17 protein-coding genes and 3 pseudogenes are annotated in these 24390 nt (G+C 48.6%); 8 read left to right on the forward strand and 12 right to left on the reverse strand.

Annotated features, from left to right (window positions below; translation table 11 throughout):
- Window positions 1-261 precede the first annotated feature (261 nt).
- Genes cas2 through cas9 form a run of 3 tightly spaced genes read right to left on the reverse strand, consistent with a single transcriptional unit; the run spans window position 262 to window position 4622 of the window.
- A complete protein-coding gene (cas2, locus tag NST29_RS02325) occupies window positions 262-525 on the reverse strand; it encodes a CRISPR-associated endonuclease Cas2 (protein WP_081897275.1) in 264 nt (87 codons plus the stop codon).
- Between the two features lie 4 nt (window positions 526-529).
- Window positions 530-1366 (reverse strand): type II CRISPR-associated endonuclease Cas1, encoded by an 837-nt coding sequence (gene cas1 / locus NST29_RS02330; protein WP_231559873.1) that lies wholly within the window; start codon window positions 1364-1366, stop codon window positions 530-532.
- Window positions 1359-4622 carry a type II CRISPR RNA-guided endonuclease Cas9 gene (cas9, locus tag NST29_RS02335; protein ID WP_033844707.1) on the reverse strand — a complete coding sequence of 1088 codons (3264 nt, stop codon included), beginning with the start codon at window positions 4620-4622 and terminating at the stop codon, window positions 1359-1361. The genes cas1 and cas9 overlap by 8 nt, the downstream gene beginning before the upstream one ends.
- Before the next feature lie 308 nt (window positions 4623-4930).
- Between cas9 and NST29_RS02340 the strand changes: the two genes are divergently transcribed.
- Window positions 4931-5986 carry a P1 family peptidase gene (locus NST29_RS02340; RefSeq protein WP_033845048.1) on the forward strand — a complete coding sequence of 352 codons (1056 nt, stop codon included), beginning with the start codon at window positions 4931-4933 and terminating at the stop codon, window positions 5984-5986.
- A gap of 161 nt (window positions 5987-6147) precedes the next feature.
- Here NST29_RS02340 and NST29_RS02345 read toward each other — a convergent pair whose 3' ends face one another.
- Window positions 6148-7386, reverse strand: coding sequence for an MFS transporter (locus NST29_RS02345; RefSeq protein ID WP_033844706.1), 1239 nt, complete (start codon window positions 7384-7386; stop codon window positions 6148-6150).
- A gap of 160 nt (window positions 7387-7546) precedes the next feature.
- Complete coding sequence (locus NST29_RS02350) at window positions 7547-8308, reverse strand: PspA/IM30 family protein (protein ID WP_051985058.1); 762 nt, start codon at window positions 8306-8308, stop codon at window positions 7547-7549.
- A gap of 180 nt (window positions 8309-8488) precedes the next feature.
- On the opposite strand from NST29_RS02350, the gene NST29_RS02355 reads away from it, so the two are divergent.
- A complete protein-coding gene (locus tag NST29_RS02355; protein WP_033018784.1) occupies window positions 8489-8872 on the forward strand; it encodes a hypothetical protein in 384 nt (127 codons plus the stop codon).
- A gap of 591 nt (window positions 8873-9463) precedes the next feature.
- Here NST29_RS02355 and NST29_RS02360 read toward each other — a convergent pair.
- The 4 genes and pseudogenes from NST29_RS02360 to NST29_RS02375 form a co-directional block, all read right to left on the reverse strand.
- Entirely contained in the window at window positions 9464-10609 is a 1146-nt protein-coding gene (locus NST29_RS02360; protein ID WP_339232665.1) for an IS701 family transposase, read from the reverse strand.
- A gap of 607 nt (window positions 10610-11216) precedes the next feature.
- A pseudogene (locus tag NST29_RS02365) lies at window positions 11217-11513 on the reverse strand (YhgE/Pip domain-containing protein); the annotation flags it as partial.
- Between the two features lie 49 nt (window positions 11514-11562).
- Entirely contained in the window at window positions 11563-12936 is a 1374-nt protein-coding gene (locus NST29_RS02370; RefSeq protein ID WP_033020719.1) for an ATP-binding protein, read from the reverse strand.
- Entirely contained in the window at window positions 12917-13588 is a 672-nt protein-coding gene (locus NST29_RS02375; RefSeq protein ID WP_033020717.1) for a response regulator transcription factor, read from the reverse strand. Before NST29_RS02375 ends, NST29_RS02370 begins: the two co-directional genes overlap by 20 nt.
- A gap of 425 nt (window positions 13589-14013) precedes the next feature.
- Here NST29_RS02375 and NST29_RS02380 point away from each other — a divergent pair, with 425 nt between their 5' ends.
- The 3 genes and pseudogenes from NST29_RS02380 to NST29_RS02390 all read left to right on the forward strand — a co-directional run.
- A complete protein-coding gene (locus NST29_RS02380; protein ID WP_033020716.1) occupies window positions 14014-15222 on the forward strand; it encodes a trypsin-like peptidase domain-containing protein in 1209 nt (402 codons plus the stop codon).
- A gap of 687 nt (window positions 15223-15909) precedes the next feature.
- Entirely contained in the window at window positions 15910-16395 is a 486-nt protein-coding gene (locus NST29_RS02385; RefSeq protein ID WP_235207615.1) for a hypothetical protein, read from the forward strand.
- A gap of 372 nt (window positions 16396-16767) precedes the next feature.
- Window positions 16768-16963: pseudogene (locus NST29_RS02390) on the forward strand (aldehyde dehydrogenase family protein); the annotation flags it as partial.
- Window positions 16964-17538: 575 nt separating this feature from the next.
- Here the strand turns inward: NST29_RS02390 and NST29_RS02395 are convergent.
- A complete protein-coding gene (locus tag NST29_RS02395) occupies window positions 17539-19251 on the reverse strand; it encodes a M56 family metallopeptidase (protein ID WP_033020715.1) in 1713 nt (570 codons plus the stop codon).
- A gap of 808 nt (window positions 19252-20059) precedes the next feature.
- Window positions 20060-20185 (reverse strand): hypothetical protein, encoded by a 126-nt coding sequence (locus NST29_RS02400; protein ID WP_339232668.1) that lies wholly within the window; start codon window positions 20183-20185, stop codon window positions 20060-20062.
- A 483-nt stretch (window positions 20186-20668) separates the two neighbouring features.
- On the opposite strand from NST29_RS02400, the gene NST29_RS02405 reads away from it, so the two are divergent.
- The 3 genes from NST29_RS02405 (at window position 20669) to NST29_RS02415 (ending at window position 22706) form a co-directional block, all read left to right on the forward strand.
- Window positions 20669-21838: a pre-toxin TG domain-containing protein gene (locus NST29_RS02405; RefSeq protein ID WP_324699332.1), complete on the forward strand. Its 1170-nt coding sequence runs from the start codon at window positions 20669-20671 to the stop codon at window positions 21836-21838.
- A 13-nt stretch (window positions 21839-21851) separates the two neighbouring features.
- Window positions 21852-22268, forward strand: a complete 417-nt coding sequence (locus NST29_RS02410; RefSeq protein ID WP_339232671.1) for an immunity 70 family protein — start codon at window positions 21852-21854, stop codon at window positions 22266-22268.
- A gap of 225 nt (window positions 22269-22493) precedes the next feature.
- Window positions 22494-22706, forward strand: a complete 213-nt coding sequence (locus tag NST29_RS02415) for a bacteriocin immunity protein (RefSeq protein ID WP_324699210.1) — start codon at window positions 22494-22496, stop codon at window positions 22704-22706.
- Window positions 22707-22798: 92 nt separating this feature from the next.
- Here NST29_RS02415 and NST29_RS02420 read toward each other — a convergent pair.
- Window positions 22799-23984: pseudogene (locus NST29_RS02420) on the reverse strand (IS701 family transposase).
- Between the last annotated feature and the right edge of the window lie 406 nt (window positions 23985-24390).

Below are 24390 nucleotides of genomic sequence, written 5' to 3' on the forward strand. Positions count from 1 at the left end.
GGTGGTGCACCCAGTGGATTCAAACACTTTTCCGTACAGGGTCTAAGCCACCATTAAGCATAACGTCCTGTTGAACTGTTTGCGCCTATTCTTCATTATGGGAAGAAAAGGGGGATTTTCATCCCTGGGTGGAGGGCAAAACGTTGCCCATGGATCTTTTCCGTGAAAATGCCGCACTGGCGCGGATTTTCATCCCTGGGTGGAGGGCAAAACGTTGCCCATGGATCTTTTCCGTGAAAATGCAGGACTGGCGTAGGATTTTCATCCCCGGGTGGAGGGCAGATCACGCTGCCCATGGATCTTTTCCGTTACGATCATCGCCCGAATCGATCCTCGAGGGGGTAAGTTGCGTTTTAATCTTGCCAAGTGTTTATCCGTCGCCTCATGTCCATGGCAGACACGGCTGTAAACCGAAAACTGTAGCATATCATACCCTTCGTTGAGCAGGAATGTGCGAAATCGCCGGTATTCGCGTTTCTCCCGGTTGGTCACGACGGGAAGATCAAAAAAGACGAGCAGCCGCATAAACTTACTCATACACGTGCAGTTGCAATGGGAGAAGTTCCGGCAATTTCAACAACGAAGGGTTTTGGCTTCGGCTTGCGGTCACGAAGCTTTTTGTCATTTCTTCTACCGCGTTCACGACGGTCAATCTTTCTCCATTCACTAGTATGTCCATATTGACTAAATTGTATAAGTCTGCCCGAATGGATGGAGAAAATTCATCATCCGGTTGGATGTGCTGGGCTACGTATAGATCGATGAGCGGGCGCAATACTTCCATAAAGTCGTCGGCGAGATTAAATTTGTTCAACTCGTTATCGTGGTAAATTCCTAGGCATGGGAAAAAACCATACCCGACGAGAGAACGAGCGACGAGTCCACGCATGATGGCGTATCCATAGTTTAAAGCTGCGTTTATGACTGAATCGCTTCGCCGGGTAAACTCATTGCCGAATAAATATTGGAAATACTTTTTTGCCCCATATGCTTCACGGTTATTGTTATCTCCGGAGTCGACGGTTTTGCTGATGCGGTATAGCTCGTCGGCTCCTTCTTTGTTCAAGAACTCCAAACACTTTCCTTGATTGACGAGTTTTTGGATCACGATCCGCTGCCAAATTCGCTTTTTAAAAGGCTTGGAGTAGGCGTACTGCATGTGCAGCACGCCTACTTGGCGAGAATGTTTTTGAAACGGCTGCAACACCCCGTTGGGGAGCCGTTTTTGGTCACAGGTGAACAATGCAATGTTATATTCGGCTATTTTGCTTAAAGCGACTGCTGTTACGCTGACGGCTTGTTCCTCGATGATAATGGAACAAATATCCTCCAGCGGGATAGAAACTTTTTCTTCCTGTTCAATCACGAGTTGATTGTAACGGACGGATAGTTTCCCCGGTTTCCGGATGAGCAGATGACGCCACCCCAACTCTCTTTTCCCCTCTCACTTTGTAGATGTTGCCGAGCACATCTACTTGGTATTTCTCGAATCGTTTCAGGGTTCTTGAACCGATGCCGCGGAGTGAGAAACTGTTGTCATGGCTGATCAACTCCAGTCCTCCTGTGGCTGAGTCAATCGTTTTGTAGTAGACAAACACATCTTTAATGTTGATTTCATGGCCTGCGGTTGTTTTCACTGTTTTTTCCCGCGGAAGCTCAATGCGAATGAGATCATTCGGGTACAGGCTGAATCGGAACGTATAGTCCTCCGTCATTTCCTTCCACTCGGAGTACGGCTTGTTTGGTTCGATGGCTTTGTTTGGCAAAACCTTTTTCATGATGTCCATTGTGTAGACGGGAACACAATAGTATTTCCTATCTTTTTCAAATACGTCAACTCGAACGATGTTGCTGTTGTAGGCGACAGTTTTGTCATCATTGAGCGGGATGACTTGGTTTTTTGTGTCGATGATTTTCACTGTCCGAATGATAGGTCCTGGTTCCCCGTTCTTTTTCGGTTTGTAAAGAGGTTCCTGGAATGCTTTTCTCGGATCATTGTTATGCTCAAGCAACCGCAGGCGGATCGCTTCGTATGTCCTTGGGTCGCTTTCTTTGCCGTACATAGGAAAATGTCCGCTTGCATCCAGCTTGATTTCGGACAGTTTCGTTTTGACAACAGTTTGGATTTTCCCGCTCCGTTCATCGATGCCAATATAACGTCGCAATGTTTCTTGATGAGCCGCCCCTGTTACGCTCCGCTTCGGCATGCGGGAGACAAAAACCGGCTGCAACGATTCGAGTTTCTCGTTATCATAATTTCCAAGATTGAGAGCTTTTATACTCTCCTTTGGATTTTTTGATAAACGTGCCCGTAGTTCATCGGCGAAGTGCGGCCAAGGTTGTGGAAAGTGCGGTTCCGTCTTTTTAGCCAGTTCTTTGGCTTGTTCGCGCCGTTGATAGAAGGCGGTGACTTTGGCGATATCGCTCGGCGTTGTGCAGGCGACGATTGCGGCGTCCACGGCATGGTGCAAATCGGATTCTTCCCGGTTTTTGTTAAAATCCCAGCGGCTGCGCAAATGGGCGGTAACGCGGCCGTTGACTGTATATACTTTTTGCTTGTCATCACTGTCGGCGAATTTGAGATGTTCACGAATAAAGTTGGCGAAAAAGCGTGAAATATACCGGGTGTCATTTAAATTTCGGTTTTTCCATTCTGCTTCTTCGCTTTCATCGTAATGAAGCCGGAGCAGCCGATCCCGCTTCTTTTTAGAAAACTGCTTGTTCGTTAACACAAACGTTTCGAACTGTTGCCAGCGCTCAGTTCCTATACCTAAATACTCGGCAGGGATGCGGTTGCCTTTTTCGCGGTTTTCTTTTGTCAATACTAATACTTTATTGGTATAACTGTCATCCAAGCTCCGGCTATATGGAATCACGTGATCTACTTCTACATAGCCCGGTTCAAGCAGTCGCTCGATTTCGATTGGCTGAAGCGAGTAGGCGCATCTTCCGTTTTGCTCGCTCCACAGTTTGAACTTAACAATGTCATGGCCAGTTGGGTTTCGTGTCAGCCCGTATTCGATCAGCTGGCGGATGGCAGTTTCGTTTCTCTTTCTGTTTTCATCTTGTTCTTTTTTTGTTTTTTTCCGCTCGTCAAATGTTTGTGACAAATCGCGGGCTAATTCGATATGAATCGATACCGGCGAGCCGTACTTTTTGATGATGGCATTCACCACTTTTCGCGCCTGTGTCAACGCGCGCATGACGACCGGATTGGCGATCGGTGGAATAGTCGGCAGCAGCACTGTTTTTTGTTTCTTCGTTGGCCCTGTAAACGTGTATCCCGCTCGCTCACAAGCCGAAGAGTAGACTTCGCCTTGTTCCATATACGGGAGAATGTTGCGGAGTGCTTTTAGCGACAAATGGCCGAATTTGGTGAATGACAAGTTCAATAATTCTTCAATCAGTTCGTTGTCATATACCTTGTTTGCCAAATTTGCTATCCGCTTCCCGTTTTGTTCATATTCATTTCGCAAGTAGCTGCGAATGTCGGCATCATCTTTGAATAATGTCAGGGCGTAACCGAATGTATCAAAATCGATTGGCAGAAATGAACTTGACTTTCCTCTTCCATAAACCTTATCGACGGTTTTGCGAATTTGATGATAGGCGTCGAGTTCAAGGAATCGGATGTTTTCGTTTTGCTTTAGCGGTTCGCCCCAATCGTACACAATACCTTTAAAGTAGGTGTCATCAGGCAAATGGAGCAATGTTCGTATATCATGATAGGTAAGTTTGTTTTTTTGGAATGCCTGTTCATACAAAAGGCGTCGTTCTTCATCGGTGAGTTCCCGCGTTCCTGATGGGGAGACGAGCCGCAATTTATTGATGTGCTCCCAAGCGATGAACGATTGGAATGTGTATGTTGCCTTAGGTGCCCGCTTTTCTTTCGGTTCAAAGGTACAAAAGCCGACCTTTTTCTCGATGTCATCTTTGGAGGCGACAGGGCGCTGCGAAGACCAAATGGCGATATACTCATTCTCAAACGCTTCTGTGCAAATCATGTTTCCCAACTCGCGCTGTCTGGCAAAAATAAGTTGGATCTCGCGTTCTAGGTCGTCACGTGCGATCGTGTTTGTGTAATTTTCTCCTTTATTGCGCTTATGAAGCACAAATTTTGGGTCTCTCACGATCATTTCACCGACGGTCCGGTAGCCTGTGAGAATGGAGCGGTTTTCTTCGATATGTTTGAGCATCGTACTGTTTTCTTTGTTGCTGCGCTCGCTTTTGCGGTTGGATTTGAAGCCGCGCCGCTTGGCTAGATGAAGGAGAACGCGGGCCAATTCATCGTTATTTAGTTTTCGATCTAACGCTTCAACGCGCAGCTGCCAGACATCAATTTCATGTTTTTTCTCGAATAGCTTGTCCAGTTCTTCTTGCGTTAAGACTTTTTCACGGGTGAGCAGACGGCGAATGCGCTCAAGACGATGCCTGCGGCGGCGCAGACGACGCCGGGCTGAGCGGGCGAGGCGTCGAGGGAGAGCTAGTGATTCTCCCGTTTGTGGGTTTTCCGCCCTGTCAAAGATGCGGACGCCCAAATCTTCGATACGAGGAAGATCCAGATTAATGACTGCCCAGCCGACAGATGTAATACCGATATCGAGGCCGATTTTGTATCTCACTTCGATCCCCTCCCATAACGGAATAATGTAGTAAAAAAGACCTTAGCGTTTTCCGCCAAGGTCTTCGTTCGCCTAAGAGTGGGGAATGCCCGCCAAAAGCGGGCGATAGGCGATCCCCAACGCCGCGGGTCATTCTGCCCAAGCAGAAAGCCCTTATCATCGTAACCCTGAGATCATTGCTGTGGTATGATCCTATGACTATAATAATGCACATATTTGGAAAATGCAAGTTCTTTTTCTATACTTTCATGCTTTCTTTAAGTTATGATGAAAAGAGGAATGGATTTATGACAGGAGGCTTCGCATCGATGCGCCAAAAACTTCGCGATCTCGGGTTTTCGATCGGCACGCTTCCGACAGGGAAGCGGAATCAAATCACGGATGTGTCCGGTGTTCGGGTCGGGCATGTGACGGTTCGTGAAGAGCGGGATGAACGGACGGTGATCCGCACTGGGGTGACGGCGGTGTTGCCGCATGGGGGGAATTGGTTTTTAGAGAAGGTGCCGGCGGCGTGCTTTGTCCTGAACGGGTTCGGGAAAACGGCGGGGCTCGTGCAAGTCGAGGAGTTGGGGACGATCGAGTCGCCGATGATGCTGACGAGTACGTTCAGTGTCGGCGCTGTCTGGCAAGGAACGCTTGAGTATATGATGGAGATGACGCCGGAGATTGGCGACACGGCCGGGTCTGTCAACATCGTGGTCGGGGAGTGCAATGACAGCTATTTGAATGCGGCGCGGGCGCTGGCGGTGACGAAGGCGCATGCGAAACAGGCGATTGCCGAAGCGCGGGTGGATATGGAAGAAGGAGCGGTTGGCGCGGGGACAGGTATGATGTGTTTCGGCTGGAAAGGGGGAGTCGGCAGTTCATCGCGGATCGCGGGCGGGATGTATACGGTCGGGACGCTTGTCGTGAGCAATTTTGGGCGGCGCGAAGAGCTGCGGTTTGTGCCGTATGTGCCGCCATCGTTTGATGAGCGGGACGTGCCGCCTGGGTCGATTATGATGATCGTGGCGACCGATGCGCCGCTTGATGCGCGGCAATTGAAGCGGTTGGCGAAGCGGGCGGCGATGGGGCTGGCGCGGACGGGGAGTCATGTTCATCACGGCAGCGGCGATATCGTCATTGCCTTTTCCACGGCATACACGATTCCGCATGTTGCCGATTCCGTCCATCAGGCGCTGCTGCCGCTTGTCCGCGATGATGCGCCGCTCATGAATGAGCTGTTTCAAGCGGCTGTTGAGGCGACAGAGGAAGCGATTTGGAACTCATTGACGATGGCGGAAACGACGACTGGGCGGAACGGGCGCGTTGGAGAGGCGATTCCGTATTCGTTGCTTCAGCGGATGAAATGGGCGGGGGAATAGAGGGGCAACCGTTGGATGAAACGATGACAGGTGATGAACAGAAGGTGTCCCACGTTTTGTGGACACCTTCTTTCATGTTCAATGTCGCCAGAGCGCTTCGTGTCGATATAGTGCTTCCGGCTGAGTGAGGTGCCCATCTCAGTTGGATGCCGCTAAGTCGCTTAGTGCCGGCTATGAAGGCGATGCGTCCACGCGGCGAGTTTTTCTTTCATCCCTTCGCGCCATGGGGTGGATGCACGGCGGTGGGCATAGCCGACCAAGGCGCCGGTGACGATCAACAAGAGACCGGACAAGGCGAAAATCGAAGCGATGGAAAACAGGCCGGCGATGGCGCCCGCGGCCGTTGGACCGGTCAAGTTGCCGAGGAAGCGGCTGCTGGCGGTGACGCCGAACACCCTCCCTTGAATGCGGCGCGGGCTTTGCGCGTTGATGAGCGCCTGAAGGGCAGGCCATACGCCGCCGACGACCAGCCCTTGTAAGAAGCGCCATACGTACAAGGCGTAAATGTGGTCTGTCCAGACTTGCGGCAAGGCGAACAAGCCGGAGAGAACAAGCAAAATCGGCAATGTTTTCTCCTGCCCGATCCGGTCGCCGAGCTTCCCTAAATACGGCGCACCGATGATCGTGGCGATGCCGGTGATCGATGAGGCGAGGCCGGATAAAAAGGCGAGATTGCTAGTGTGGCCGACTAACGATTGGACAAAAATCGTCATCATCGAGTTGACGCCGAGAACGGCGATTTGCACGAGAAACGTGGCGATAAACAAGATGATGAGCGGCCGGTGTTCGAACACGTCTTTGAAGCTCGCCTTGTTTTCTTTCGTCTGTGGCACGACCGGGTCTTTTTCGAGCCAAAAGATGACGGGCAAGAGGGTAAGCAAAATGCAAAGCCCGGTCACTAAAAACACCGGGCGGAAGCCGAACAAGTCGGACAAAGCACCACCGATGAGCGGCCCGATAATGTTTCCGGCGATGCTTCCGGTTTGCAGCGTCCCGAGCGCCTCGCCGCTATGGTCTTTCGGGACGACGCGGGCCAAATAGGAAAACGAGACGGTGATGAAGCCGGAGAAAAAGCCGACAAGAAACCGAAGCACAAGCAGCGCCGTGGGCGACGTGGTCAACGCCATGCAGGCGGTGATCAAACCCATGCCGATTCCGGCGCGAATCAAATTGGCGCGCTGGCCATATTTATCGGCAAACATTCCCCAAATCGGCGCCATGATGGCCGCTGATAAGAAAGTGGCGGAAAAGACAAGCCCGGTCCACATGCTTAAGGCATGATGCTCAGTGATACCCATTTGCCATAAGAAAAGCGATAAAAAGGGAATGACCATCGTCATTCCGGCCGACACCATAAAATTGCACAGCCATAAAATGCGAACGCTTCGTTTCCAGTCCATGCGGGGTCATCTCCTGGATTATTTCGTTTCTCTAATAATTTTAGCACAATGGAAAAGAAGAGGGAATGATTTTGCTTACGCGTGACAGGGGAGCGAACAAACCAATCCCCCTTGCCGGGCAGGCAAGGGGGTCATCTATGTCAAAAAGGGGGGAGGGGGATTACGCGTTCGTCGCTTGGGCTTCTTTCCATTTTGCCAGCTCACGTTCCACTTCTTCCTCAAACGGCACAGGGGACAATGCAGTGTTCGCTCCGAAACGGGCGGCGGCCGCTTCCGCTTCTAAGGCGATGACGCGCTCTTCCATGCGGGCGAAGCCGCGCAGCGCTTCATCAGCGGAAAACGAAGTGAGCGCCGTGTCGATTTGCTTGAGCGCCTGGGCGGCGTTGACGCGAGCGGTGAGCTCAAGCTGCTTGGCGGCGAGCTCGTCATACCGTTCGCGCAGCTCCTGAAGACGGCGGGCCACCTCGGCGGTTTTCGCTTTGATCGCATCGTATTGTTGCTTATAGGCTTCCCGCTTTTTCTCGTGCAGCAGTTTGTCGCGCAGTGCCAGCTTGGCGACCGCTTCTTCGTTGCGTTCGAGCGCCAGTGCAATCAGCACCCATTTCGGCAACAAGGCGGCGACCCCTAAGGTGACCAGCGCCCAACCGATCCAGCGCTTTGACCGCTTCATCGCGAGCCATACGGCGCCAACGCCGATAAGCAGCAAGGGGATGACCCACAGGAACAAGCTTGGAAGCATCCAGCCTGCGCGCGGCCCCATGTCGAATGCCTGACGGTGGTGCCAAACGCCGCCATGCACGCCGTCAAACGGAACCTCGGGGCGTCCGTGCGCCATCGCTTCATGCGGCGTGAGCCCATGAAGCAAGCTGACCCCAACGAGCGCCACAAGCACGAGCCAAACGACTGCTCGAGTTTTCTTCAATCCTCTCACCTCCTTTTCCGTGGTGGACTGGCTTACGGTTTGTATTGTAGAAGGGGAAGGAGAAAATTAGGTGAAAAGCGAATGTTTTTTAAAGGAATTTTACACATATCATCCATTAGGGGGATCCGCGCAAGATGGACGGTGATTTTCGTATGACATTGTGGGGGAGGAAGGAAAGACGTGGTTCGGTCGTATGGGCTTGATGTGGGCGGCGCTTTGTTGGTGTTGTTGTTTTCCTTTTTGTTTCCAACGTTTAATGTCGGATATTATGCGTACGGCTCGTTTCTCGCATTTGCCATCGGCTCGTTGATCGTCGGCTTGGCGAGAATTCGATGGCATCCACAGGCGCGATTTGGCGGTACTCTGATCGGTTCGCTCCTCATCATCGCGATCTCTGTCCTCATCATCCGCCTGTTTCCGATCGAAATCCGCGATGCCGGCGACTTGGTCATGCCCTATGTCAATGCCGTTATGAATGCGTTGATTTATTTTCTGATGATGAACGCCCTCCACTTGTGGCATCGCCTAGTAGCGGGCAACGTTTCGTTTTGGAAAAAACGGTGAAGCGGATCATGTGGCCGTCGTAAACAAAAGGCGCCCCAGTCTGCCTAGAGCGCCTTTTCCTTCAAAAGTCCGAGCGCCGTGTTCTAACGCCTAATCAAGTGAATACACGAACCCTAAGTTGATCGGTTTTCGATCATAAATATCTGACCCGGATGAGTAGCCGTATGTGAACCCTGCCTCTTTAAGAGCTGAAATGGAAAATGATCCTGTTATTATCAACTAGGTGAAGTTTAGTGGAATTCTGATCTTCCGTTCAAACCAAATTTACTTGTGATTGGGTACGCAAAGGATACGAAGGATGTTTTTGGTAATGCCAACTTTGTACGTGCGAGGTGAACTTCCCATGAGGAAACGTTATGGTTTGTTGTCTATTCTTCTTTTATGCATATGCGGAGCAGTTATGTTCTTTCAAACATCTGAAAAAACAGATTTCAATCGGAAGAAAACAGAAGTCATTCGAGTAACAAGCAGGACAGAAAATTTTTCGAGCATTCATGAAATTCGAGACGAAAGGAAAATCAATAGAATACTGTAGATGAGCATTTTTCATTACAATAATTTCCATGCCCTAAGAGACAAACAGGGGACCCCTTAGGCGACATGGAGCTGTTTTTTGATCACATCAATGGGAATATCTTGCTTCGCGGCATCGTAGATGAACTCGACGACGCTGTGCCCTTTCCGAGACCGAAGAAGCTCCAGGCCGGAAGAGAGGTCTTGCTGAGATTCGGCGATGCTGTATACGCAGGCTAAGAGCACCACGGCCCAATACCGTTTCACCGCCCGAATGTGACGAACACGGTACCCATCGAGCTTCAGCTGGTCTTTGGCCTGCCGGAAAAAGCATTCGATCGTCCAGCGCTGGGCATAATAACGCAAGATCTCTTCATCGCCTAGCTCCCGGTCGGTGCTCAAGACGACATGGAGATGATCTGGCGTCATCGGTTCATCCGCCTTCCAAGCCAGCAGCACCACCGCGTCATCGAGGCCATGGATCGCTCCCTCGTAGCGATACACGCGGTAACGCTCCTTCCCCACCGTGACGAGGCGGGTGTCGTTGGGCTCGATATAGCGGGCGAACTTCTTCGCTTGGATGGCGATACCTTTCGGATAGAGAATCCGGTTCGTCTTGAGCATGGCGATGACATGGAATCCTTGTTTCAGGCAGGCTTCGATGAGCGCTTGGGACGGATACCACGAATCCATGAGCACATACACCGGCTGAGCCCGTTTCCCCTTGAGCGAGGAAAGCATCTCGATCGCTAGGTCGATCTTGCTTCTTCCCGCCGTCTTGTCATACAGACGAAAGGCGAACGGGAACGCTTGCGAGAAAGTATGCACCATCCGCCAAACGAGCGAATGCCCCCAAACGGATTGATGATCTTTGTGCGAGTAGTGCCAATCACACCCTTGAATGGCGCGGGCAGCCCGTGACGAAGGCTTCGTTTTTTGGCAAATCGTATCATCAATCGAAACAAAAAGGGGTTGATTCTCCTGTTTGGCGATTCGCTGGATGCGATGAAGGATCCATTGCTGGAGTTTGCGAAGCAACGTCTCTTCATCCCAAGGGCTTTTCGTGAAAAAATGGCTGAGCGTGGTTCGATGATTGGGATGAAAACTCCAGTGATGGACATCGGTCAATGTTCCCGAAAATCCCTTGGTAGTCAAGGCATCCACAATATGAACGAGATGCTTGATGACCGGTTTCGAGAAATAAAGCGCCAATCCCAGCGTCATGAAAAACTTGTGGATTCCTTGATGATGTGCTCATCGATTCATGAGACATGAACCTCCTTGCGGGTAGTTTGAGCACATCTATTTTACTCAAGGAGCTGGGTTCATGTCTCCTTTTTTGTTTAGCTGTCAATTTATGTTAGCAAATTTGCTCATCTACAGTAGAATAAAGGAAATCATGAAATTCGTAGAATGGTCAAAAGCAGCCAAAGTCGACGAAGATCAACCTGACTATCGTTTTTGGCTCGAACATCCAAAAGCGAAAGACCGGTTATTCAATTACAACATTTGGTTTAAGGAAAATCATACAATGATCTTCGATAAAAAACAGGAAAATACGGGATTGTTCCTTCCAAGTATGAAATGGAATTGAAAAGTTTGCTCAAGGAGTAGGCAATGTTTCAAGGAGATTTTTGAACGTCAACTCACGTTTGGCTCTGTAACCAAGCAAACATCTAGAAAAAACCCGCCTCATTTTCGCTCGGAAGGTGGGAAAGGTGAGAAAGAACATGAAAAAACCGTTCTTCCTCATTGTCTCTTGCATCAAATCAAAATCATGAAAGAATGATCCCAATGGGATCGATAGTAAAAAAACAAGCTTCTGAAGCAATTACGCTTCAGAAGCTTGTTCGATGGCGGTTGCAAATGGGCGGCGATGTTGGATAGTCAAATAGACGATCGTTCCTATCATCATGGCGACAACAAATAGAAGCAGCTTGCCGACGTTTTCCTACATCAATGAGAAATTGCCGCTTGAGATGACCGATTTTAATCCGAAAATCGAATACGTTATCGGAAGCCAAGCGTTAAAGTGTTGGAACGAACGCTGGTTCAGTTCGAGCGGAAATGTTCCAGTGCTTGTTGTCAATTGCAAAATCAGCACGACAATCTTCTACCCGATTCAGAAGAAAGCCCGAGTGCCTTGCCGCCTGCCAATGGCAAGCGCGCCCTAACATCTAAGCAGGTAGACGTACGATAAACTCCGTCCCTTGCCCGAGCTGGCTGTCGACATGGATCGTGCCGCCGTGAGTGTCGACGATCCACTTCGCGATGGACAGCCCCAGGCCGTGGCCGCCTTGTTGGCGCGAGCGCGCTTTGTCGACGCGGTAAAAGCGGTCGAAAATGCGGCCGATGTCTTCCGGCGGGATGCCGATGCCGGTGTCTTTGACGGAAAGGATGAACTGCTTCGGCTCGGTGCGGATCGACAATGTCACTTCTCCGCCTTCTGGGGTGTATTTGATCGCGTTATCAAGCAAAATGTACAGCAGCTGCGTCAGTTTGTCCGGATCGGCCGTCACGACCGCTTGTTCCGGAGCGTGAAAGCGCATCGTGAGCTGTTTTTTCGCCGCCAGTTCCGCGACGAGCTGAAACGTGCGCTCGGCGTGCGGGCGAAAATCAAACGTCTGTTTCGCCAGTTCCAACGCGGCGTGTCTCGCATTGGCGCGGGCGAGCGTCAAGAGATCGTTCATCAGTTTCGTGATCCGCTTCAACTCCTCGCGAAGGCGGTCAAGCAGACGGCGGGCAAACTCGTTTTTCATCACGTCTTCTTCCATTGTGAGCGCCTCAACAGATGAAAAGACGACACTCAGCGGTGTGCGCAATTCATGAGAGGCGTCGGCGACAAATTGGCGCTGCCGCTCGTACGCTTCTTCAATCGGCACGAGCGCCCGCTTCGACATGAAGTAACTGAGCGCCACGCCGACGGCGAGAAAGAGAACGGCAAGACCGATCAGCACAATAAGCAGCCAATGGAACACCCCGAAAAACGAGGTCACATCCATTCCGATATACAAGATGCCGACGACATTGCCATGAATGACGAGCGGACGGGCGGCGGCGAGCACCCGCCAGTCACGGGCGGCGTCGCGGGCTAGGCCCGGCATATGCTCGGGCAATGATACGGTCAAATAAACTGGCGCACGTGCGTTCATATTTAGACGAGACAAGGCGTGCAAAAAGTACGGGCGCAGGCGCGGATGGACTTCATCCCCGGCAAGCAAATCGCCGTTAGGGCCGATTACGTAAAAAAAGAGTTGATCTTCGCTGAGCAATACAAGACTTTCGTCATCGAACAAGTCAAAATCGTTTTGCTTTAACAAAAACTGTTCCATCGTATTGGCTTCTTGTTCAGCGAGGCGAACGATGCGCCGCTCCTGATCCGATGTCGTGATCCAATAAAACAAAGCGGCGGCGATGACGATAAACAAAGCCAAGAACAAAGTAAAAATGCCGCTGTAAAGCGCCGTCAGCCGCCAATGGGTGCGGCGGAACAAGTCCGCGCTTCCTAAACGGCGCAGCCAGTTGCGCCATTCATTCCATTGATTGATCAATTTTATATCCCACCCCGCGCACCGTTTGGATGACATCGTCTTTTAATTTTTTACGGAGCAATTTGATCGTCGCATCGATCGTTTTCATTGAGACGTCGGCGTCCCAGCCCCAGACGCGGTCCAATATCGTCTCACGCGGCACGACTTGCCCTTGGTTTTGCACGAGCAAATCCAGAAGCTGAAACTCGCGCGGGGTGAGGAAAATTTCCTCGTCACCGCGATGCAGCGTATGGCTTGTCCGGTTGAGGGTGAAGCCGTGAAACGACACTTTTTCCTCTTGGAGCGGGACGAACGTCCGACGTGCAAGCGCTTTGAGCCGCGCGACGAGCTCGTCGATTTCAAACGGTTTGACCAAGTAATCGTCCGCCCCGGATTCAAGCCCGGTGACACGGTCTTGCACCGCGTCTTTCGCCGTCAACATCAAAATGGCGCCTGTGTAACCGTTTTGCCGCAAGCGGCGGCAAATCTCCACCCCATCGCCGTTCGGCATCATCCAATCGAGCACGACGACATCGTAAAATTCCGCCATGGCGTAGTCGTACGCGTCTTCCCCTTCCTGCACCCAATCGATCTGATCAATCCCTTTTTTCTTCAACAAATGAACGATCAGTTCTCCTAGATGGAGATCATCTTCCGCCAGCAATATTTTCATGGGCGTTCCTCCTGTTTTCCATCCTTGCTTTTATCATAGCAAATCTACGTGAAAAAAAGGTGAAAATGGAAAAGGCAAAGGAAAGCCGAGTTGCCGAGGATTTTTCACCATTTTTTCACTTTGCTTCGGTATGATGATGGGCGAAGAGGAAAAAGAGGAGCATGACGATGAGGAAAATGAGAAATTTGTAGCTTTGGATTTAATCGGAACATCGGGGGAAAGAAGGAACGACATATGCTGTTCAACTATCGTAGAGAGAAAGCAGCCAATGGCCGGAACATGTCATCGAGTCTTTGTGTACGACCGATGGATGTAGGGGACACCGTTGTGTTTCATCCTCCTTTCCGATGCTTTGGCGGCCTTCGCTCGAAGTTGTCCAATGTTTGGGTATGGATGACCATTCATGATAAAGGAGGAGATGACCGATGGACATGATGCCATTTGAACCAACCCCAACGCCGCAGCCGAAACGGCGCGGCCGCTTCATATCGTGGCTTGCCGCTTCTGTCGCGGGAGCGGTGATCGGCAGCGCCGCGACATGGTATGTGGCGCCGAAATGGTTGAACCAAGAAAGCGCCGCCCCCACGCAAGCGGCGCAAACGACTGAGCAAAAAAGCGACGCCTTGCCGCTGCAGCCGACGGCGAATACGAAAACGAACATGATCGCCGCCATCAACAAAGTCGCCGATGCCGTCGTCGGCGTCGTCAACATCCAGAAGCAAGTCGACTTTTTCTCCGATCAAGCGCAAGACGCCGAAGCGGGGACAGGCTCAGGCGTGATTTTCAAAAAAGAGGGCAATACAGCGTACATTGTGACGAACAACCATGTTATCGAAGGAGCGAATAAAGTCGAGGTGGCGCTCGCGAACGGCAAAAAAGTGAAAGCGGACATCATCGGTGCCGATGCGCTGACAGACCTCGCCGTCTTGAAAATTCCAGCCGAGGGCGTGACGAAAGTGGCGAGCTTCGGCGACTCAGCGAACGTGCAAATCGGCGAGCCGGTCGCGGCCATCGGCAACCCGCTTGGTCTTGACTTGTCGCGGACGGTGACGGAAGGAATCGTCAGCGGCAAGCGGACGATGCCGGTGTCCACTTCAGCGGGCGACTGGGAGATTGACGTCATCCAGACGGATGCGGCGATCAACCCGGGCAACAGCGGCGGCGCGCTCATTAACAGCGCGGGGCAAGTCATCGGCATCAACAGCATGAAAATCGCCGAAACAGGCGTCGAAGGGCTCGGCTTTGCCATCCCGAGCGAAAACGTCAAACCGATCGTCGAACAGCTGATGAAAGACGGGAAAATCAAACGCCCATATCTTGGCGTCCAGCTCGTCGATGTCGCAGATTTGTCCGATGACGTCCGCACTGGTGAACTGAAACTGCCATCAAGCGTGACAACGGGCGCTGCCATCACCGCAGTTGAACCGTTCTCACCGGCGGCCGATGCGGGCTTGAAATCGAAAGACGTCATCACGGCGATCAACGGCCAGAACATCGACAGCGTCAGCGCCTTGCGCAAATATTTGTACACGAAAACAGCGGTCGGCGATCGCATCAAACTGACGATTTATCGTGATGGGTTTGAGACAACCGTCTCTGTCACGCTCAAGGCGAAAGAAAACAGCCAGTCGTAAGAAGAAACCGCCTCTTTTCCATCCGATCGGTGGGAAAGAGGCGGTTTTTTGTGGATCAAACAAAAGCTAGTCTGTGTCAGCACTACGGTTTCAGCGACTCAACGGTGCCTCAGCAGGCTCGTGGTTGAATCGTGGATAGGCTTTACAATGTCATTTCTCACCTAGAAGGCTGGTGATTTCGTGCAAAATACTGCTGATTCCATCTGTTTCTCAACTAGAGAAACCCAGCATCATTTCTGAATGAAAATGTCGCCGATTCGTGTGTAACAGCGGTTTTTCACCGCCCCTAGCCCGCGGCGGATGACGTGAAACGAGAAGCCCGTGCTACAAGGGTTCTCCATTTGAGAAACAAGGCGGTGAAGCAACCCATCCCTTTCATCACCGCCCCTCTAGAAAAACCTTGTTGCATCGATCTTGCTTTTCATTCATTCTCCCATTGATGAAGAGAATCAGCATTTTTTCACCAACCTTTTAGGATGACGAGCAACGGCTGCATGTCCGTGAGCAGGTGCGCGTAAAATGGGGGCATCCATGGCTGAAACCGTAACGCCGCTTGGAAGGGGGGTGCTACCGAAGGGCCTTATTGGCTCTAAACGCCTCCCTCCTTACGTTCTTCAAGTTTTGCACGTAGGGCCGTATTTCTATGTATTCGCCGATGCGATTGAAAAGGAACAAGGTGTATTATATGTGATCGATCAACGCGGTGAGGTCGTGAAAGAAATTCCGTTGCTCACTTCCTCCGCCCGATCGATGGTGGCTTTCCGCAACCACCTTGTCATCGCCACAAAGCCTCGTCTCACCATCATTGATTTGCGTTCATGGCGGGTGGCGTATAGGGATATAGGAGAGGAAGAAACACGATTCGATCAGCTTCAAGTACAAGGAGACACGCTGTGGGTGAGCTACGTACAGCGGGAGAAATCGGGATGGGTGGCTTTGAACGCTCAGTTCCAGCCGATCGAAAAACACGAACTGCCCGCATCGTACTGGGAAGCCCGATTTCATGGCGACTATGTGTATGTGCTATTGGAGCCGCCCGCAGGAAGCGAGTCGGATCATGCAGGGGAAATGCAAATCTTTCATTTGCGCACGGCTCAACCGGTGTCGCGCCTGAATGTGCCAAAACAAGAACACAACTTGCAGACATTTTGTGTCATGGATGACATTCAATAAGCAATGGTACTATATACATGCAATATGAAGAGTTCACCCTCCGTTATCCTGCCCCCCTAAGCGCTGCATCATTTCTTGCAAAGATCCTGTAGACCCAACCTGCAAGCAGAGCGATGCGGAGGAAACTCGCTACAGAAGAGGCCAAATGTTCATTTTTCAATGAGCGTGTATATAGATGCCGCTATGGAGGGTGAAGGTTGGTCATCGTCACGTTCCTTGTTGGCGTGGCGGCCGTTCACGGAGCGGTTCGCCGCTTGTATTCGCCCGCTGCGTCGCTATTTCGCCCTGTTCACACGATCGCCAGTTTGAATAGGAATAGGAAGCCATTCAACGGGGACTAAATTGGGGTTTGTTCCAAGCATTGGGCCATCAGATGTAAAGAGGGCTCATCGTGTTGCAGAAAGGGTTCAATCTGGACAGGTTTTTACCAAATAATTATAGGGCAGGTCGAGGTATTCAAATGCTTTTCGGCAAATATAAACGAAGTGGGTTCGGAAGAGAAAAAGGACTAGAAGCATTGAGAAATTATACACAGTTAAAAAATATAGCTTTGACATACTCTGACTAGGTTTACTCGTTACTATATAAGTGGCAATTTTGTTTTACATGGTATTTGTTCGCCCTTCTTGTCACGGTGCCAATTTGTCAGGTGATAAGATGGAACACGGAGATCGGAAACTCTTTATGACAAACTAATATAATTTTGGCTCTTCACCAAAAGTTGTACTTGATTTTTTCATCACGTACCTGATTTATGCAACCAAGAAAGAACAGGAAACCAATCATGTTTTGCATACACTTGTTCAGAGAAGTGAATCGTCTGTCAAGTACATGTTGTGGTGATGAGCCATAATTTTGTATTTGTGGTGATGATAACGTCTTCATTATTTAAGGTGGCATTTGGATGAATTGAAAAGAGAGTGTTCTCGAATTCGAACGATTTAGGAAAGTTTCTATAACGCTAAATAAGCCAATTATCCAATCGATTGACGACCAAAAAAAAAGACACGAACCGAGCAGAGCTCATAGGCATATGCCCATCACGAGTCACAACGCGGTTCGTGTCTCATGTGTACAATGACGAGATCTCACGAGGAGATCTCAGTTGACCATTGAGATGATTCAGTCTGCTCCCCTACAGTTTCAATGGGGCAACGACTCCCGGAAGCGGCTGCATAACCATAATTTGATTTTTCCGATGCTCCAGCCGGTTTCTGTTGTTTGCAGCGAATGAACACGCCAATACATGGGTGGATGAGACATAAACTGAAACTCCAAAAATCTGAAAAACCAAGAATCTCTTTCTAAAGAAGAGATTTTTTTGTTCTTTTGATTCACTTCCTGCTCCTTTTCAAACGTAACACGGTATCCCGCAGACTTTTCCAATGCTCGATCTTGATATTCACACAGGATCGCTAAGCTGTTAGCCATTTGAGCATTTCCACCGTCCAGCAGGGTTGCTCCTAAATGATCTGCCCGTACTTCCATCCACTGTGTGAATAGAGACTGGAAAGCAGGAAACAGAAAAAGCAAGAGCCAAAGACCGAGAAATGCAAAGGTTTTTCCGTTTTCATCGTGAACATATTTATTAAAAAAGAAAACGCTAGCTAAAATCAACCCGATCAACAAAAATCGCAATAGCTGTCCAATCAAGACATCTCGCTTTTTCACATGAATGGCCTCGTGAGCCAAAATGCCTTTAATGGCTTCATGAGGAAGTTTCAGTGTTTCGGAAGTCAGGGCTACCAATGATCGGCCGATATTCGCGCCTATCGCAAAACCGTTATATTCGGTTGATTCCGTGACATAAATTTCGACATGGGAAAGGCCGGCGCGTGAAAAAACGTTCTCGATGATAGGCAGCAAATCGGGATCGTCTATTTTCTTCATATCTAAAGCGATTTTTAATACGCGATCAGAAATCGAAAGGTTGAATATCCAAAATACGATTGTAATAGCGGTTGTTATAATCGGACCGATCCTCAGCAAAGCAAGCAGTGTGATGAGAACGGCATAAATTCCCACCCCTTTTACCGCAGCTGCAAAATACCATTTTCCTAAAAGACGCTTCCAATTTTTTTGATGATAGAAAGGCTTTACTTCAACTTCTTCCATTTTTTTTATTTCTCCTTGATGGAGAAATGCCATTGATTCCGATGGATCCGGAGTGAGATAGACTTTTTCACCGGAAAAAGATAGCTTCCACGTTTTCCCCATGCTGGTCGTATAGTCCACGTTAGGAGAGAACAAAGAAAAAAGCTCGAATAGTTGCAGCACATCCGGCCTTGTTTGAACGCTAACTTCTGAAAGTTCTTTCAGTGGATACTTTTTCGTCTCAAACAAAGATACAGCATAGAGCACTTCTTCTTGTTCTCGGTAAAAAAGACGGAGAGAGCGAAACACCCCCACCCTTTTTGTCAGCCCAACGACCAGAGAGATGAAGCTGTATAAAAGAATCAATGCAATTGGAGAATCCGGCCCGAAAAGGAAATAAAGAACAGCAATGAGGATAAAAAAACCTGAAAATAAGAAATCCACGAAAAGACGTTCTTTCTTTTTAGACAAGGCGATTTCTCTCGCTCCCTGTTCTTTTAGTTCATCGCTGATCTTTTTCCATTGAGTTTTGCTTCGTGCTGGTACCGGAGAGCTAAAAAAGCTAAATACAAATATAAAAAAGATGGTCATCGTTTTTACAAAATCTTGATTTAAGAACACATAGACGATCCATCCGCTTCCGAGTATAGCCGTCAGGATATGGACATATAAATAAGGGATCCATTTTTTTAAAAAGTAGGCTAAGAAACTAAGAAAAAAGCCAGCCGCAGCAGTCCAAATCGATATCGTCATATCTGGCATCTGTTGTTCCCCCTGTCTAGTTGAGAATGTGCAAGTAGTGCTTTATTTTTGAAGAAATTCGCTACCGTCGATTTGTACTTCTTCTACAATATGAGAAGGGATTAATCATGTTTATTGTGTCGAGAAGGCCGGTGAAAAATCGCTGATTCCCTTCAATAATGGGAGAACGCGTGAAAAGTAGAATCGATGCAACAAAGTTTTTCTAGTTGAGAAATGGCATTGTCAAGCCTTATCCACTAGTCAATCACCAGCCTCCTAGGAGACCGGTGATTTAAGGGGACAAGTCGCTTATCAAGCCCGTTTCTCAAATAGATAAGCCTTGTCGCATCAGGATCGCCTTTCAAGCGTTTCCCCATTGCTCAAGAGAAACAACCGTTTTTCACCAGCCTCCTAGATTTTCATCACAAAATGAGCTTGGCTTTCAGACTAAAAAAACGAAATTTCCTTTATGATTACAACCATAAAGGAAATTGCATGTAATCTCAGTTTATCAAAGATTTGATTTCTTTACAAGATTTTCTGGTTCGTGAAGAATGAAAAAGGAAGAGAAATCGAATCTGACGACGATGAAAAATTTTGGCCAGTTCGCTTGGAGGGCGGTGAAAAAACTGCTGATTTCCTTCATCAATGGAAGAACACGCGAAAGCAGGAATGGTGCAACAAATTTTTTCTAATTGAGAAATAACATTAGTAAAGACGTATTTGCCATGAATTCACCAACCTCATTGGACTTAGCATCGCAAAGGAACGACGAGGTGTGGCATTTTGTCCGAACGAGTGTTGTCTTTATGTTAGCAAATTTGCTCATCTACAGTGATGTAAAACCAAAATAAACTCCTGCCAAAATCAAAACAAAGTTGTGCCAAAGGACCGGGAAAGGTGAAGAGGAGAAGGGGAGAAGGGGAGAAGGGGAGAAGGGGAGTCCCTTGTCCATCGAGCCTTCCCCCTCATTCCCTATCACCACTTTATTCTCCATCATAATAAAGTCGTGACAGAAAAAATCGAAACGAAAATCGGGAAAAGGGGCAATTGGTGCATGACTTTATTTTAAATGGAAGGAATTAGGTGGTGTAAGAATGAGGGGTCGAGGGGGAGGAGTGGCAAGAGTTTATTTTGATTGCACATAGTTAATGGGAAAAATAAGGAATGACAAGGGAAATGGAGAAATCCGTTTCTCTTTTTGTTTAGAGAAGTGGGGGAGGAAAAGGGGGATATGTCAAAGGAATTTCGTATTATCGGTTATGTAAAAATTAGGAATATATAACCACTGAATTTACTATAAAATAGGAATAAAATCATAATTTATACTTGATTCACTTGTGTTACCATTTATACAAAGTATAAATGGAGGAGTGAAGAAAATGCGTTGCATGCCACGTTTGTTAGGTGATGGGGATAAAAGGGAGCAGCGCGGGTGATGATTCGGCTGAGGCCTGATGAATTAGAAACGGTTGCGAAGCACATTCCCGATGCCGAAGATGCGTGCCAGCGGGCGCGGACGACGCTGTCATGGGAGCCCTCTTCCCTTGCGATGGACCTCCCTGGTGTCAGCACGCCTGCCATCGAAGCGCTGCGGGACGAACTGATTCATTGGCTGCGGCGTTACGAAGAAAAGCTCAACGAAGTCGAAGAGCTGCTCTATCGCACCGCCGCGGCGATGCGCCAAGCGGACGAGACGCTGGCTGACAACATGAAGGCAGTCGATTTCGAGCTTCTCGGCTGGTATGACGTGCAGCGCGTATTTGGCGAGTACGACCCGATCACCGGCGAGCGCCTGTCGATCGGGGACCGGCTGCTGGCGGGCGGGATGTTGCTGTTATCGATTGTACCTCCGACTAAAAGTGCCGGCGTCGCTGGAAAAGCGGCGATCAAGGGCGCCAAGGCGATCGATGCCGCCTCCGCCCTTGCGAAAGTGAAACATGTCGTGCGCGATGATAAAATGAAAGCGATCGGCGACATCGCCTTTCGCCAAACCGTCCGCTCCCCTCTTGCCGAAACAGCCCGATTGTTCAAGAAGCAATGGGACGAATTAGTAGGAAACGTCGCCTCTGTTTCATGGCAGCCGGCGTATGCCGGAGTGGGCCCAGCGCCGCGGGTGTGGATGGGGGAGGCGAAAGATGCGACCCTCAACAGGATCAAGAATGTTGAGGGGGAAGCGGTTGAGAAGGGGATCCGTGAAGCTGAGAAGCTTGCTAAGGGGACGAAGAAAACTAGACCATCATGGAGACAATCTGAAATCGATGTAGGGAAAGAATATCCTAGTTATCGTGAACAAGTATCATTTAAAGATGGCAATGAAGTAAGTCATGGCACTAAAAATAGTTCGAGACCAGATTTTTATATCAACGGTCATGGTGTAGAAGTTAAGAATTATAAAGTGACGACGTTTTCCGGAAGAAGTAACTTAATAAGAAGTGTTTCAAAGCAAATAAATAAGCGTATAAGTGATTTACCTGAACAAACTAGGCAAACTGTTATTATTGATGTAAGGGGTCAAAATGTCACAAGGGATGTTTTGAGGGATATTAAACAAAAAATAAATGAAAAAACAGACGGTGTAGCAGAAATTATTTTTAAAATGGATTAGAGGTGAAATTTAGATGGCGGTAGGAATATTAGTAGATTGTTTTTTTTACGAATTAGGACATAGCGATTTTGTACATTCATTCTTTTCGACAATCTCATATCATTTGGAAAAAGAAGGATGGGGAACAAAATACCCGTTATTAATGAATGATTTATATTATGACAAATTAAATTGGGAGAATATCCCCGTTGCGAAAGCTAATCTAATTGAAATTGAACAGGAATTATCAAAATACTCCCCAGAGTCTGTTATATGGGATATTGATGACATATCACAAAAACCACCGTGGGGGGATCAGTTTAGTTCAAAAGTAACTAATTTAGCAAATTATTTTGCAACAACTGATGGGAAGACATTTTTTGAAGTGATACGTACAGCGATGGACGTAGCAGAAGAAGATAAATGTGATATGAAAATTCATAAACTTTAACTTTTTTACGATATGGGGTACTGAATAAATGGTTCTTAACTATAGAGTAGTTATAACCCTAGTACGCCCTATATGATTTTAAAATATACCCGTGGTGCTAGATAAAATCAGACAAGCATAAAAATAGCCTTGCATGAGGATCTTCACCAAAAATGCATCAAAACATTTTAGACCCTGCGTACCACTTTGGTAAAAAAGGGTGTTAGATTAGAAAGGATGAAAAATATGGAAAATAAACTCTCTAAGGAAGAATTGATTGAGCTTGTTAAAAAAATATGTGATCCAAAGTTATCTGATGAAGAGGTGAGTGAATTAATTAATTTATTAGAAAGAAATGTACCTCATCCAGCCCCTAGTGATTTGATTTTTTGGAATGATGTAGAATTGTCTCCGGAGGAAATAGTTGAAATTGCTTTAGCTTATAAGGAGGCTAGGTAATTTCTAAAAGTTAATTTATTAAAGCACTTACTGTAGATGAGCATTTTTCATTACAGTAATTTCCATGCCCTAAGAGACAAACAGGGTACCCCTTAGGCGACATGGGGCTGTTTTTTAATTACATCAATGGGAATCTCTTGCTTTGTGGCATCGTAGATGAACTCGACGATGCTGTGTCCTTTCCGAGAACGAAGAAGCTCTAGGCCGGAAGAGAGGTCTTGTTGAGATTCGGCGATGCTGTATACACAGGCTAAGAGCACCACTGCCCAATACCGTTTCACCGCCCGAATGTGACGAACACGGTCCACCTGACTTCAGCTGGTCTTTGGCCTGCCGGAAAACGCATTCGATCGTCCAGCGCTGGGCATAGTAACGCAAGATCTCTTCATCGCCTAGCTCCCGGTCGGTGTCGAAGACAACATGGAGATGATCTGGCGTCATCGGTTCATCCGCCTTCCAAGCCAGCAGCACCACCGCGTCATCGAGGCCATGGATCGCTCCCTCGTAGCGATACACGCGGTAACGCTCCTTCCCCACCGTGACGAGGCGGGTGTCGTTGGGCTCGATATAGCGGGCGAACTTCTTCGCTTGGATGGCGATGCCTTTCGGATAGAGAATCCGGTTCGTCTTGAGCATGGCGATGACATGGAATCCTTGTTTCAGGCAGGCTTCGATGAGCGCTTGGGACGGATACCACGAATCCATGAGCACATACACCGGCTGAGCCCGCTTCCCCTTGAGCGAGGAAAGCATCTCGATCGCTAGGTCGATCTTGCTTCTTCCCGCCGTCTTGTCATACAGACGAAAGGCGAACGGGAACGCTTGCGAGAAAGTATGCACCATCAGCCAAACGAGCGAATGCCCCCAAACGGATTGATGATCTTTGTGCGAGTAGTGCCAATCACACCCTTGAATGGCGCGGGCAGCCCGTGACGAAGGCTTCGTTTTTTGGCAAATCGTATCATCAATCGAAACAAAAAGGGGTTGATTCTCCCGTTTGGCTAGGCGTTCGATCTGGCGAAGAATCCATTCTTGAAGCTTCTCAAGCAGTTTTTCCTCGTTCCAAGGGCTTTTCGTGAAAAAATGGCTGAGCGTGGTTCGATGATGCGGGTGAAAACTCCAGTACCGGACATCCGTCAATGTCCCCGAACATCCCTTGGTAGTCAAGGCGTCGACAATATGAACGAGATGCTTGATGACCGGTTTCGAGAAATAAAGCGCCAATCCCAGCGTCATGAAAAACTTGTGGATTCGTTGATGATGTGCTAATCTATTCATGAGACATGAACCTCCTTGTGGGTAGTTTGAGCACATCTATTTTACTCAAGGAGTTGGGTTCATGTCTCCTTTTTTGTTTAGTTGTCAATTTATGTTAGCAAATTTGCTCATCTACAGGCACTTAGTTGTCTTATTGCAGGCAACAAGTGCTTTTTCCCCCTTTTGTATGAAATGTTTAAAAACATTGAAGTTATTTAGAGGTACAATACCTTCAAAACACATCTACTTTATTAAGTACTACCATTATCGTCCGCAAATACTTAACTTCTGCTTTCTCCTTGTCTTTTAAGCTTTTTGTAACTGTTCTTCCCTTTGTCACGGATGCCAAGGCGGATCGATGCTGCCTCCGCCCTTGCGAAAGTGAAACATGTCGTGCGCGATGATAAAACTCATATTTCGCACCCTC

It is taken from the genome of Geobacillus sp. FSL W8-0026 (assembly GCF_037966255.1).
Lineage (GTDB): Bacteria > Bacillota > Bacilli > Bacillales > Anoxybacillaceae > Geobacillus > Geobacillus icigianus.